The 13429-nt window shown below is 47.9% G+C and carries 10 protein-coding genes; 5 read left to right on the top strand and 5 right to left on the bottom strand.

The features are described from left to right. Position 1 precedes the first annotated feature (1 nt). The 4 genes from IEV98_RS08845 to IEV98_RS08830 all read left to right on the top strand — a co-directional run bounded on the left by IEV98_RS08845 (position 2) and on the right by IEV98_RS08830 (position 4533). A complete protein-coding gene (locus IEV98_RS08845) occupies positions 2-1540 on the top strand; it encodes an IPT/TIG domain-containing protein (protein ID WP_188505491.1) in 1539 nt (512 codons plus the stop codon). Positions 1541-1550: 10 nt separating this feature from the next. Beyond that, on the top strand, positions 1551-2786 hold the full coding sequence (locus IEV98_RS08840) for a glycoside hydrolase family 26 protein (protein ID WP_188505490.1): 1236 nt from the start codon (positions 1551-1553) through the stop codon (positions 2784-2786). A gap of 146 nt (positions 2787-2932) precedes the next feature. Next, positions 2933-3817: a glycoside hydrolase family 5 protein gene (locus IEV98_RS08835; protein WP_229738638.1), complete on the top strand. Its 885-nt coding sequence runs from the start codon at positions 2933-2935 to the stop codon at positions 3815-3817. Between the two features lie 14 nt (positions 3818-3831). Next, positions 3832-4533: a YjjG family noncanonical pyrimidine nucleotidase gene (locus IEV98_RS08830; protein ID WP_188505489.1), complete on the top strand. Its 702-nt coding sequence runs from the start codon at positions 3832-3834 to the stop codon at positions 4531-4533. Positions 4534-4555: 22 nt separating this feature from the next. Here the strand turns inward: IEV98_RS08830 and IEV98_RS08825 are convergent, their stop codons facing one another. Together IEV98_RS08825 and IEV98_RS08820 are read right to left on the bottom strand one after the other, a co-directional pair. Then, positions 4556-7036 carry a TonB-dependent receptor gene (locus IEV98_RS08825; RefSeq protein WP_229738637.1) on the bottom strand — a complete coding sequence of 827 codons (2481 nt, stop codon included), beginning with the start codon at positions 7034-7036 and terminating at the stop codon, positions 4556-4558. Positions 7037-7173: 137 nt separating this feature from the next. Continuing rightward, positions 7174-7455 carry an ATP-dependent Clp protease adaptor ClpS gene (locus IEV98_RS08820; protein ID WP_188505488.1) on the bottom strand — a complete coding sequence of 94 codons (282 nt, stop codon included), beginning with the start codon at positions 7453-7455 and terminating at the stop codon, positions 7174-7176. A 157-nt stretch (positions 7456-7612) separates the two neighbouring features. On the opposite strand from IEV98_RS08820, the gene IEV98_RS08815 reads away from it, so the two are divergent. Then, complete coding sequence (locus tag IEV98_RS08815) at positions 7613-8659, top strand: 3-oxoacyl-ACP synthase III family protein (RefSeq protein ID WP_188505487.1); 1047 nt, start codon at positions 7613-7615, stop codon at positions 8657-8659. On the opposite strand, the gene IEV98_RS08810 is transcribed toward IEV98_RS08815, so the two are convergent. The 3 genes from IEV98_RS08810 to atpA all read right to left on the bottom strand — a co-directional run bounded on the left by IEV98_RS08810 (position 8660) and on the right by atpA (position 13405). Next, complete coding sequence (locus tag IEV98_RS08810) at positions 8660-10600, bottom strand: polysaccharide biosynthesis protein (RefSeq protein ID WP_188505486.1); 1941 nt, start codon at positions 10598-10600, stop codon at positions 8660-8662. A 305-nt stretch (positions 10601-10905) separates the two neighbouring features. Then, the gene (gene atpG, locus IEV98_RS08805; protein ID WP_188505485.1) at positions 10906-11790 is read right to left on the bottom strand and encodes an ATP synthase F1 subunit gamma; all 885 of its coding nucleotides are present in this window, start codon (positions 11788-11790) and stop codon (positions 10906-10908) included. Between the two features lie 40 nt (positions 11791-11830). Continuing rightward, a complete protein-coding gene (gene atpA / locus IEV98_RS08800) occupies positions 11831-13405 on the bottom strand; it encodes a F0F1 ATP synthase subunit alpha (protein ID WP_188505484.1) in 1575 nt (524 codons plus the stop codon). Positions 13406-13429 lie beyond the last annotated feature (24 nt).

The raw sequence follows: 13429 nt of genomic DNA, 5'->3' as shown, positions 1-13429 counted from the left end.
AATGAAACTGAAATCTGATATCAGGCTTACATTTGCGGTGCTGGCAAGTTACACCCTGCTTATTGCGTTCGTTTCCTGCAAGAAAACTGAAGCGCCTTCAACCACAGTTGAACTGCTGAGTTTCGGTCCGGCGGGCGCAACGCATGGTGAACAGATCCGCTTTATCGGCAACAACCTGGATAAGGTAACTGCCATCGACCTCACTGGTGCCAGTGTAGCGAGCAGTGCTTTTATCGAGCAGACCACCGAACTGATCGTAATTACTGTTCCCATCGATGCCGAACATGGCCCCGTTACGCTGAAAACGCCAACCGGGGATATTGTGTCGAAGTCGCCCCTTAATCTCGAGGTACCGGTTGAAATCTCCTCGATTACCGAAACGGTCAAACCCGGCGCAACGATCACCATCGTTGGCGAATACCTCAACTGGATATCTGCGGTAACCTTTGAAGGCGGCGCAATCATGGAAACCTTTGAAAGTCAATCGCGCACGGAGTTGGTCGTCCGTGTACCGCTTGAAGCAAAGACTGGCCCGCTTGTCTTCTCATGCGGAGGCACCGAACCTATCGAACTGGAAAGTGAAGAACCACTAACTGTTATATTGCCCACGATATCCGCACTCACGCCCATTCCGGTGCGACACGGCAGTGAACTGACGATTACCGGCAGCGACTTGGATCTCGTGGAAGGCGTAACATTTACTGGACTTGACGAGGCCGTTACCGAATTTGTCAGTCAATCCGAAACACAACTTGTTATTACGGTACCGAACGGCGCCAACAACGGCAATATTGCGGTGATGTCGTTCTCAGGAGTATCTGTAGCGAGCGAAGAAGCTTTGGCTGTTGTACTGCCTACAGTCACCGCCTTTAACCCCAATCCCGTAGCACGTGGTGCTGAGTTGACAATCGTCGGCACCGAATTAAATCTCGTCAAGGGCGTATTGTTTAAAGGAACGGATAACGCAATCACCGAATTCATCAAGCAATCCGACACCGAATTGGTATTAGCTGTCCCCGAGACCACAAATAAAGGTACCGTCACCCTTGTCACTCATCCATTGATTGACGTTGAATCGACAATCAGCTTGAACATTGTTGGTGATTTACCGCCCTTGGCCCCACTTGGTTACGCAATCTATGCAGATGCCATTGTAAATAGCTGGGGAGATTGGGGTTGGAACGGAACGGTCGACTTCAATAATACTGAAAACGTGCGCGATGGTTCCATGACAATCAAAAAGGGGTACGACGGCACGTACGGTGGTTTGCGATTTGGCGGCGGTAGTGTGTCCACATTGCCCTATACCGAGATTGTCTTCTCTATTTTCGGTACACCCGGCACAGGCGGACTAAAGATTAACGTTATTGCAAACGAACAATGGGGAGCACCGCATACCATCACGATTGTAGAAGGGGAATGGGTGGAGTTTAAACTATCCAAAGCTGACCTGGGCATTTCAGACGAGTTGAAGGATCTAATATTCCAGGATCAAGGTTGGTCCGGCACCATATATGTAGATCATGTCGGGCTAAGGTAGGACAATACATATGGCACGAAAACACGACTATCTTTTGTATATCGGATTTACATGGCTACTCCTTGTTGGTTTGGCATGCAACAAAGATTCAGTCGTAGCAGAAGAACAGACACCGCCAGCTCCGGAAGTGCCTCCCCCTACACTGGATGAAATCAGGCAGGGCTTGGCAGACAAAAGCGCGACCGACGCAACTACGGCGCTCTTCTATAACTTGAAAAAAATAGCGGAAGAGCATACGCTCTTCGGCCACCAAGACGCCACAAAGCGGGGAGTCGATGATAACGCCACGGAATGGGCCAATGAACAGCATTTGGCCATGGTTTCAAATGAAAAATCAGATGTCAAGACCGTTACTGGCGCTTATCCCTCGGTGTATGGACATGATTTCAACCACATCGCGGGGTTCTTTGAGCCCGACCATGGGTGGTTCGTCTATGAAAAAGAAATCGCCCGGCAACTGACGATTGATGCGTACAATAGAGGCGGCGTCAACACGTATAGCTGGCACTATGACAATCCCGTGTCCAAAGGCTCCTTCTATTGGGATGATTCGCCTGTCAAAGCCGTGTACAATATACTACCGGGAGGTAGCAATCATGACGTGTATAAAATGTCCTTACGAACAATTGCTGACTATGCAAAAACACTCGTCGGGACTGATGGTAAATTGGTTCCCGTTATTTTTCGGCCGTTCCATGAATTTGACGGGGATTGGTTTTGGTGGGGCCGTGCACACTGTACCGTTGCGGAATACAAGCAACTTTACCAATTTACGGTCACCTATTTACGAGACGAGCTTGGTGTCCATAATTTCCTGTATGCGTGGTCACCCGATCGTAATTTCAATTCCGAACCGGAGCTTCTACAGCGGTATCCGGGCGATGAATACGTTGATTTGATCGGCACCGATAATTATTGGGATCTCCAATCAGCTTCGACCGTAGTCGAGGCGGCCAATAAGTTCAAAATCATCTCCGATTATGCCAAAAAGAGAAATAAACTTGCCGCAGTAACAGAAACCGGACTGTTAAACCTGACACAAAATGACTGGTACACCCAAGTATTACTAAAGGCACTCCAACATCACGAACTGGCGGTTGCCTATGTGCTCGTATGGGCCAACCGAAAAGATGGCTTTTGGACGCCACACAAAGGGCATCCTGCCGAAGCAGACTTTGTTTCTTTCAAAAACAATGATTATATACTTTTCGGCGACGAAATGCCGGAGATCTATAAAATTCCATAAATGACCAAAATAACCATTCAATTCCGCTAATCATGAAAGCCTTATATCTCCTAATTTATCTGATGTGCTGTGTTACAGTGTCCACCTGTCAAACTGGTAGTCAAGAGTTCCACACACCAGTTGAACGGCACGGGTTCTTGAAAACAATGGGCAATCGCATAGTCGACCAGCACGGTGCCCCCCCGCAGCTGCGTGGAATCAGCTTCTCATGGAGCATATGGGGTGGAAAGAAATATTATAATAGCGAGGTAGTCGACTGGTTGGTAGATGATTTCAACGTTTCTCTTATCCGGTTATCGATGGCCATTGAGCCCGATGGGGGATACCTGCAACAGCCGGATGAGCAGGCTGCATTGGTCAGGCAGCTTACCGCACGCGCCATAAAAAGAGGGATTTATGTGATTATCGACTGGCATGATCACAATGCCGATAAAAACCTCGCACAAGCCAAGGACTTCTTTGCACATATGGCTCGTCTGTATGCCGGCACACCGAATGTGATCTACGAAATATGGAATGAGCCCGAACAGCAATCCTGGCCTATCATCAAAGCCTATTCCTTAGCCGTCATTGAAGAAATCCGAAAATACGATACCGAAAACCTCATTGTAGTGGGAAGCCCTCATTGGTGTCAAGATGTCGATCTGACGGCCAACGATCCCATCACGGACTACGACAACATTGCCTATTCCTTCCATTTTTACGCCAGCGATCCACATCATCAGGAAAATCTCCGGAAAAAAGCAGAGACTGCCCTCAAAAACGGACTTCCATTGTTCGTCACGGAATGGGGTGTCGGTGAGTCGAATGGCGATGGCGTATTCGACACCGAAAAAACAGCAGCCTGGATGACCTGGATGGAAGAACGCAAACTAAGCTGGGCAAACTGGAACATTACCGATAAAAAAGAGACAACGGCAATCCTCAAGCCCGGTGCACCCGACACCGGAAACTGGAGACAAGATCAGTTGACGCCGGCCGGAAAATATATCCGCCATCAATTACGGAAACTCAATACTCCCCCAAAATAGCTATCTTTGCCCCGATGCATTGCACCGGCAAAAAAGACATCTTCTTTGATTTGGATCACACCATCTGGGACTTCGAAAAAAACGCCTCGGAAACCCTGATGGAACTGTTTGACACGTACCGATTCAGCAATTTCGGGATCGGTTCCGCGGCGCTGTTCATCGAAACGTACAATCGCAACAACCACCGCCTATGGGCACTCTACCATCACGGCCAAATCACAAAATCCGAACTCCGCGAGGCCCGCTTTGCTGATACTTTCCGGGAATTGGGGATAGACCCAAAGTGGTTTCCTACGGCTTTTGAAGAAGACTATTTGCGGTTATGCCCACAAAAGACGCACCTCTTTCCCCATGCGCACGAGACGCTCGGCTATTTACAGGAAAAATACGTGTTGCATCTCATTTCAAACGGGTTTGGTGACGCGGCTGAATGCAAGGTTACGAAATGCGATCTGAAAAAGTACTTTTCTACCATCGTAATCTCCGAAGTGGTGGGTTTCCACAAGCCCCATCCGCAGATTTTCCACTATGCCGTTGCCAACGCCAATACCGCAATCTCACATAGCGTAATGATTGGCGATAGCCTCGATGCAGATATCCGGGGCGCACAGCAGGTAGGCATGGATGCCATCTATTTCAACCCCAATGAAACCGATATACCGCCTGACGTCAAGCGAAGTATCCGTACATTGGACGAGCTCCGGCGACTATTCTAAACAGGGCGCTATAGGTCAAAAGCTAGTATTGCTGTTCGCCGCCGCCCTCATACCCCTCTGTTCCCTGGTTTTGCTTTCTATCCTCGCGCTTCAGGCTCTGATTGCCGAAACGATAGTTGAAAGATAGCATAAATGTTCTACGCATCCAACGATGCTCAAAATATCGGTATACACCATTACTGGTCGTATAGCCCCCGAAACGCCGTTGGTTCAAGAGGTCACGGGCGTTGAACATCACGCTGCCCTTTCGGTTCAATACATCCAACTTCAGCCCGGCATCGATCACATAATTTTCGATTCCCTTGCCTTGTGCCCAGATGCGCGGCGCTTGATACTCAAACCGGGCTTGTAATGACAGTAACGGCGTAAAACGATAGTTCGTCGTTGCGTTGGCGTTCCAGCTAAATCCCTTGGATGCCGCGATATCAAACGCTTCACTGCCCTGAAAACGCGTATGGAAAGCATTCAGATTGGCCATGACATCCCATTTCTTTGACAGATCAATCCGCGAAATCAACTCCAAACCAGTCGATTCGTTGCGGCTGATATTTTGCCACTGCATCAGCGTAACGCCGGTGTTTTCATCCACTTCCTGGATAATGGGCTGGGCAACGTCGTTAACGATGCGATGGTAAACGGAAGAAGTAATTAATAAGGAAGGCCAAGTTTTCGTATAGCCTAGCTCAAACGAATGGATATCTTCCGGTAGTAGGTTTGGATTACCTTGTCGATGGTTCAGGTTGTCCGAAACATCCACAAAGGGGTTGACCTGCCAACCCCGTGGACGGCTCACCCGCCGTGTGTAACTCAATTGAAGCTGGTTCTTATTTCCAAATTCTTGCGTAAGAAACACACTGGGATATAAGCGAAAATAATCCAACCTCCCGGTTACATTACGCTCGTCTTCCGGCAGCCCCGGAGTAAGCAATCCCAGCTCGGTATCGAGATAAGCCTGTTCGGCACGAAGCCCTACCTGATAACCCAATTTGTCCGTCAATTTATTTTGATAGTTAGCATACAGGGCATGTACACTGCTGGTCATATCGAAGTCATTGCTCACCTGATAGTCCGGGAGGAGTCCATTGGTCGAATCTACCTGTGAATATTGACTCTCTAAACTGCCGCGGATAATGGTCCGATAACCGGCCTCAAACTTGTGATTATCGCCAAATGGCCGAACATAGTCCAGCTGAATATTGATATTCCGACCATCTTCCTCCGTATCATTCAGTCTCATACGCTCGTACAGTCCCGTAGGTGGTGTTGTATAATCTTGGTTAAACCTATTTACTCCCTCTTCACCGTCATATCCGAAAGCAATGTTAGCCAGCAGTTCTTCTCCTTCACGTTGGAAGCTGCGTTTTATATCTAGCGCCACCTCATAGCCAAGATCATCTTCATCCTGCCTGGAATATCGACTGCTATTTCCTGACAGTTGTGGATGGTTGATGTAGCGGTAAAATAGATCTTCGTTGCGTTCATTGCCGCGGAGGCTAAGGTTACCGGCTATCCCGATAAGCGTCTTCTCGCCAAGATAATAGTCTGCGCCAAGCTGTATACTGTGGTTAAGGCCAAGCCTTTCGCTTTCACTGACGTTGTTGGTCAGGCTATTATTGCTCAACAATTCGGTGTTGTTCACGCCATCACCAACCATATTCCGCCGATTGAACGTATAACCACCATAATAGTTGAAGTTTCGATTGCGAAAATTCAGGTTAGCGCCAGCCATGTAGTTGTTGTATGAACCTCCAGAGACATTAACCGATCCATTAAAGCCCAAGTAGGTATTTTTCTTCAATACGATATTGATGATGCCTGATTGCCCTTCGGCGTCATATTTTGATGAAGGGTTTGTCACTACCTCTATACGCTCCACTGCATTGGCGGGTAAAGACTGAAGAAACTGGGTCACATCACTTCCAGCCAGCGCCGACTCCCGACCATTGATTAAAATACGTACACTACTAGATCCGCGCAAACTCACCGTACCGTCCATATCAACCTGTAAAGAAGGAACGTTGGCCAACAGGTCGGTAGCTGTCCCACCAACACTCAATGTACTTTGTGCCACATTGAAAATTTTGCGGTCGATACCCATTTCCATTGCGGGCGGAGTCCCCTCTACAACGACTTCCTCAAGCAGCTCGCCCGAAGGTTCGAGCAAGATTTCATCTATGCTCATGTTCTTACCCGCTTCCACGACGATGTGTTCCTTCAAATAGCTTTCGTAACCCACATAGGTAACCCGGATCGCATACACACCGGGTGCCACATCCGTAAACAATATCTTCCCGTCATCTACAGTCTGCATTCCTTTGATGTAAGATTTAGATGCTTGATCTAACAGCGCGGCACTGGCAAACCCAACAGGTTCTTTTGACACTTCATCGACAACCACGGTCGATATCGATATCCCCTTTTCTTGCGCCCATGTACCCAGGGGCAACACCAAAGCCATTAATAAAACAACGTATCCAATCCTTACCTGCCGTATAAAACTCATCGGTTTGCTCTTAATAAATAGTATCTGAATATTTGGCCGCAAAGATTGTGCTTTTATTGCAATCGTTTATCGATGGTAACCGCTTTATTACAGCCTGGGCGCTGCTTCGCGTACATTGTTACCTTCATCGGCCATTTTTAGTCCACACTCACTGTAAGCCCTTCGGATTTAAGTATCTTCCGGTACACCTCCACCTCGGTATAGCTTCCTTCCAATACCGCACACTTTCCTTTTGTATGTACCTTCCATGCAATATCCTCCGCTTCATCCGCCGTATATTGGAGGTGCTTCATCAGGCAGTTGATCACATGTTCAAATGTATTGGTATCGTCGTTCCAAAGAATCAATCGGTGGCCCGGTGTGGCTGCGGCCAATACTTCGTCAATCGTATAGGTTTCTTCCTGCGTTTCGACCGTCATAACCGCAAAATTAGATAAACTTGCATATAAAAGCAAGTTATCGATCACTCATCGGCCGTTGAATGACAAGCTTCAAAGACGAAACTTACGTCCTTATCTAAAATTTCCGTACAATTGCATAAGGTACCATAGGGTGCCCCGACTTAAAAATTTTTGTATGTACCAATCCAAGATAGCAGGCATCGGATATTACGTTCCCGATCGCGTATACACCAATACGGATTTAACCCGGTTTATGGATACCAGCGATGAATGGATTCAGGAGCGGACAGGTATACGTGAGCGTCGCTTTGCCGACCGCAATGAAGAGACCACTACCACGATGGCCATCGAAGCGGCGAACATTGCCATTGAGCGGGCAGGCACTACGGCCCGGGATATCGACTTTATTGTATTTGCCACATTAAGTCCCGATTATTATTTCCCGGGATGCGGCGTATTGCTGCAGCGTGAAATGGACATGAATGAAATCGGCGCCTTGGATGTACGCAACCAGTGCTCTGGATTTATCTATGCATTGTCCGTAGCCGACCAGTTTATCAAAACCGGCATGTACAAGAACATATTGGTTGTAGGCAGCGAAAAGCACTCTTTCGCCATGGACTTCGAGACGCGCAGTCGTAACGTATCGGTTATTTTTGGTGATGGCGCGGGTGCAGTGGTACTCCAACCCACACAAGAAAAAGGCAACGGCATTCTTAGCACCCATCTTCACAGCAACGGTGCGGATGCTGAGCTACTGGCTATGTACTATCCAGGCGCACACGCCAACAAATGGATAAAAGATAAACCCGCTTTTCCAGACCAGGAGCTGGGCGGTCTTTTCCTGACTAGCGAGCAATTGGAAAGTGGTGCTGCATTGCCCTATATGGACGGCCCGGCGGTATTCAAAAAGGCTGTCGTCAAATTCCCAGAAGTCATTAAAGAAGCACTGGCTGCCAACGGCCTTTCGGAGAAAGACATTGATTTACTGATCCCACATCAAGCCAACTTACGCATTAGCCAATATGTTCAAAAATTACTGGGACTAACGGACAATCAAGTGTTCAACAATATCCAAAAATATGGAAACACTACGGCTGCATCGGTTCCGATTGCGTTATGTGAGGCGTGGGAAGCAGGAAAAATCAAAGACAATGATCTTGTCTGCCTTGCCGCATTCGGTTCGGGGTTTACTTGGGCGAGCGCATTGATCAGGTGGTAGCTAACCAACCGAATCCAATGCTTCGAACGGCGAGTTTTTACTGACAAACTCAGGAACGATTTCCTTCATTTTACGGACCACCCCGCTGCTGTTTTTTCGTTCATTCAACGCGACCAACTCATAGATCACGCGTTTTGCATACTCATAGTCCATCGAATTGACGCGGGCAATGTGGATCTTATCATGGTGCGTAGGCAGCACCTTTTCACCATCATTCAGCAATTCCTCAAACAACTTTTCACCACTGCGTAAACCGGTATAGGTAATCTCTACATCCTTATCCGGCTTCAACCCAGCTAGCTGAATCATCTTCCTGGCTAAATCCACAATTTTCACGGGCTTACCCATGTCAAACACATAAATCTCACCACCATTGCCCATGGTGCCCGCCTCCAGCACCAACTGCACAGCCTCGGGTATGGTCATGAAGTAGCGGGTGATTTCTGGATGTGTTACCGTCAATGGCCCACCCTTTTCAATCTGCGCCCTGAAACGCGGTATCACCGAGCCGTTGGACCCCAGCACGTTGCCGAACCGTGTAGTAATAAAACGCGTCCCCTTCACCATTTTACTCGTTCCGGTGGCAGTATCGATCAATTGTACGGACTGTTGACCATCAAGGCTCTGCGTATAAATCTCTGCGATACGCTTCGATGCCCCCATCACATTGGTCGGGTTCACCGCCTTATCCGTGGAAATCATGACAAATTTCTTCACTCCGAAAAGAACGGACAGGTCAGCGACATTCTTCGTACCCCCAACATTGGTACTTACCGCTTCACCGGGGTTACGCTCCATCATTGGTACGTGCTTATATGCCGCCGCATGGTACACCAATTCGGGTCGATAGTCATTGAAAATCTGGTGCATCCGCTCCAGGTTACGGATATCGGCAATGGCCACTACCGCATGGCAATTGGGGAATTTCTCTTCTATCTCCAATTGTATCTCGTGCATGGGTGATTCCGCCTGATCGCAAAGCACCAGCATCTGAGGCTCGTAACGCAATATCTGACGCACAATCTCAGAGCCGATTGAACCAGCGGCACCCGTAATCAAAATGCGTTTACCACAAAGGTCGTCACAGATTTTATCATTGTTAATCTTAATCGGTGCACGCTGCAACAGATCCTCGATGCGGAGGTTCTTGATCTGCTGCAAACGCAACCTGCCCGAGATCCACTCCGACGCGGGCGGTACGGTCAATACCTTAATCCCCAACCGCAGACAACGTTCAACGATCACTTTCTTATCCCTGCTGCCCAAATGGTCTTTTACGAATATCATTTGATCGATGGAATATCGGTCCTTCAAAGCCGGAAGATCCTTCACGTGGTACACCCGCTTCCGTTCGATATAACTATTCAACTTGCTCCGATTCGTATCAATGAAGCCGATGATAATGAATTTAGACTCTGTACTGTTCTCCAGTGCCTGCTTAGCCATGACCGCGTTCTGATCTGCTCCATAAATCAATACCCGCACCGTATCCACGTCGCGTGCTTTCCGCATCAGCATGAAATAGATACTTTTCACCGTGATGCGCAACATAATCAGCAGCGATGTCGCAATAAAAAAATTGATCAGCATCACCAGGCCCAATTCACCATCCCTGATATTCACAAGAGGCCCAAGGATTAAATAGGCTACCATGATATACGCTACGGAAGTAATGACCATAGCGGAGAATATCTTTAACATGTCGCGCGTATCCGAATAACGGATCAATCCGGTATGTATGCGCATCAAGAAAAACACCGGCAGGGCGATACCACTGTAAATTGCGGTATAGATAAAAAAATGACCGCGGATGATTTCGTGAAAATTAAATTGCTTGGCTATAAAATACGAAAGCGTAAAGGACCAAGTTAATATGAACAAATCCAACAATAGTATTGCCCACCGAGGTACTGTTTTGAAGCGAAGTATAAGTTCTTTCATGTAAGCTAGATAATGTAGCCGCATCCACCAACAACTAATCAAACGGGTTCAATCCACCTTTTGCTACAGTCAGGTGTTTGACAATTGACAATCACAGACCAAAACAGTCACCAACACGCTATGATTCCAACCACTCAATAACCTTGCCAAAGGGCCATTATCAGCCCTGTGATATAAACAACACAAATATAGGGGATTTGTTTATCAAAAACACATACCTAGTGATAGGTATTTTAACTGCCGGTAATGTCTATAAAAACAAAAAGGACAACAAGTGTCCTTTTTAACTGATATCAGTGACTAATCTATCCATTGGACAACGCCGCCGCCCCGCTTACAATTTCAGTAAGTTCGGTCGTGATAGCGGCCTGCCTAGCCTGGTTGTAAGATAATTTAAGTGATTTCAACAATTCCCCGGCATTGTCGGTGGCCTTATCCATTGCCGTCATCCGTGCGCCATGTTCGGATGCATGTGAATCCAATACTGCCTTATACAACTGTACCTTGATAGCCTTGGGGATCAACTCTTCGATAATCTTCTCCTTGGTGGGCTCAATGATGTAATCCACTTCAACACTAAGTTGCTCGGCTTCCACTTTAGTCGGAAGCAGAGGCAATAATTGTTCGGTAGTCAAAATTTGTACTGCGGCATTCCGGAATCGGTTATAAACCAATTCCACCCGATCATACGTGCCATCGGCAAATGCCGTCATGATAGCCTCGGTAACTTTCGACGTATTTTCGAAGTTGAGCGCTGCGAACAGTTCACTATTGTCGCCTATTACCTGATATTGCCGTCTAAGGTAGTAGTCTTGTGCTCTTTTTCCGATACCTACGATACTCACGTTCCCAGCGCGCAGCTGTTCGCCATACCGTTCAGCAATCAGCTGATTGGCCGCTTTAATCACGTTTGCATTAAATGCCCCAGCCAGTCCCCGATTGGAGGCGATCACCACCACCAACACCTTGTTAGGTTTACGGTCGACAATATAAGGGGAAGCACCGCCTTCCACACTGGCAGATACATTGGCCAAAATTTCGCGCAGCTTTTCCGCGTATGGGCGTAATTGCACAATGGCATTCGTTGCCCGCTTAAGCTTGGCTGCCGAAACCATTTTCATGGCTTTCGTTATTTGCTGTGTAGAAGTAACCGATGCAATCCGGTTCCTTACCTCTTTTAAATTTGCCATTCTTTAGACACTAGACTTTAGACACGCAGTTGTCCAACGATTAATACTTATCTGCCAATTCCTTCGCAACCTTGTCCAGTACACCCGTAAGTTCGTCATTGAATTTCCCTTCCTTCAAGGCCTTCAATACTTCCGGATGACGCTGTTCCAATTGCTGGAGGTACTCGGCTTCAAACGCTTTCACTTGGTTTACCGGAACACTGCGGAATAACCCTTTTACGCCGGCGTAAATAATTGCAACCTGCTTTTCAACAGACACGGGTGAAAACTGAAGCTGTTTCAGGATTTCCACGTTACGTACGCCCTTATCCAGCACGGCTTTGGTAGCCGCATCGAGATCGGAACCGAACTTAGAGAACGCTTCCAATTCGCGGTATTGTGCCTGATCCAACTTCAGCGTACCGGCAACTTTTTTCATGGATTTGATTTGTGCGTTACCGCCCACACGCGATACCGAGATGCCCACGTTGATCGCCGGTCGCACCCCAGCGTTGAACAGGTTGGACTCCAAAAATATCTGTCCGTCCGTAATGGAAATTACGTTGGTCGGAATATAAGCCGATACGTCCCCAGCTTGCGTCTCGATGATAGGCAGTGCCGTCAATGATCCGCCCCCCTTGACAAGTCCTTTGATGGATTCCGGCAAATCGTTCATCTTCTGGGCAATGGCATCAGATCCATTGATTTTAGCGGCACGCTCCAATAGGCGGCTGTGCAGGTAAAATACGTCACCCGGATAAGCCTCGCGACCCGGCGGCCGGCGGAGCAGCAACGATACTTCGCGATAAGCGACCGCCTGCTTCGATAAGTCATCATAAATAATCAATGCCGGGCGACCTGTATCCCTAAAAAACTCCCCAATGGCGGCACCCGCCATCGGCGCATAGAATTGCATAGGTGCTGGATCGGCAGCGGAGGCCGCTACCACAATGGTATAAGGCATCGCTCCGTTTTCCTCCAAAGTACGGACGATATTGGCGACGGTCGAATTTTTTTGCCCAACGGCCACATAAATACAAAATACTGGCTCTCCAGCATCGTAAAATTCCTTTTGGTTGATGATGGTATCGATACAAACGGCTGTCTTTCCCGTTTGGCGGTCACCGATTACCAACTCCCGCTGGCCTCGACCAATCGGGATCATCGCATCAATCGCTTTAATACCTGTCTGCAACGGCTCGTTTACTGGCTGACGGTAAATTACCCCCGGTGCCTTGCGCTCAATCGGCATCTCGTAGGTCTCGCCAATGATAGGCCCCTTGCCATCTATAGGCTGACCTAGCGTATTCACCACGCGGCCCAGCATGCCCTCGCCTACTTTGATGGAAGCGATACGGCGGGTACGTTTGATGGTGTCTCCCTCCTTAATCTCATCAGACTGCCCGAGCAATACCACACCCACGTTATCTTCTTCAAGATTCAATACGATGCCTTGCAATCCGTTATCAAATTCAACCAGCTCGCCAGACTGGACTTTCGTTAAGCCGTATATCCGCGCAATACCGTCGCCTATCTGCAATACGGTACCTACTTCTTCAAGCTCAGCTTCTGATTTGAAGCCCGACAATTGTTCTCTTAAAATTGCCGATACTTCATCGGGTCTTACCTCTATCATTTTATCTGTATTAGGGGTTTCTTT

Origin of the sequence: Parapedobacter pyrenivorans (assembly GCF_014636865.1) — a bacterium.
Classification (GTDB): domain Bacteria; phylum Bacteroidota; class Bacteroidia; order Sphingobacteriales; family Sphingobacteriaceae; genus Parapedobacter; species Parapedobacter pyrenivorans.
Note: the sequence above shows the minus strand (reverse complement) of the source record. Positions and strands in the feature narration are given on the sequence as shown.

Excerpts from the sequence above, each read along its gene's own strand:
- atpA (WP_188505484.1), bottom strand. The coding sequence starts at position 13,405 with ATGATAGAGGTAAGACCCGATGAAGTATCGGCAATTTTAAGAGAACAA.
- IEV98_RS08830 (WP_188505489.1), top strand. The coding sequence starts at position 3,832 with ATGCATTGCACCGGCAAAAAAGACATCTTCTTTGATTTGGATCACACC.
- atpG (WP_188505485.1), bottom strand. The coding sequence starts at position 11,790 with ATGGCAAATTTAAAAGAGGTAAGGAACCGGATTGCATCGGTTACTTCT.
- IEV98_RS08835 (WP_229738638.1), top strand. The coding sequence starts at position 2,933 with ATGGGCAATCGCATAGTCGACCAGCACGGTGCCCCCCCGCAGCTGCGT.
- IEV98_RS08820 (WP_188505488.1), bottom strand. The coding sequence starts at position 7,455 with ATGACGGTCGAAACGCAGGAAGAAACCTATACGATTGACGAAGTATTG.
- IEV98_RS08845 (WP_188505491.1), top strand. The coding sequence starts at position 2 with ATGAAACTGAAATCTGATATCAGGCTTACATTTGCGGTGCTGGCAAGT.
- IEV98_RS08840 (WP_188505490.1), top strand. The coding sequence starts at position 1,551 with ATGGCACGAAAACACGACTATCTTTTGTATATCGGATTTACATGGCTA.
- IEV98_RS08815 (WP_188505487.1), top strand. The coding sequence starts at position 7,613 with ATGTACCAATCCAAGATAGCAGGCATCGGATATTACGTTCCCGATCGC.
- IEV98_RS08810 (WP_188505486.1), bottom strand. The coding sequence starts at position 10,600 with ATGAAAGAACTTATACTTCGCTTCAAAACAGTACCTCGGTGGGCAATA.
- IEV98_RS08825 (WP_229738637.1), bottom strand. The coding sequence starts at position 7,036 with ATGAGTTTTATACGGCAGGTAAGGATTGGATACGTTGTTTTATTAATG.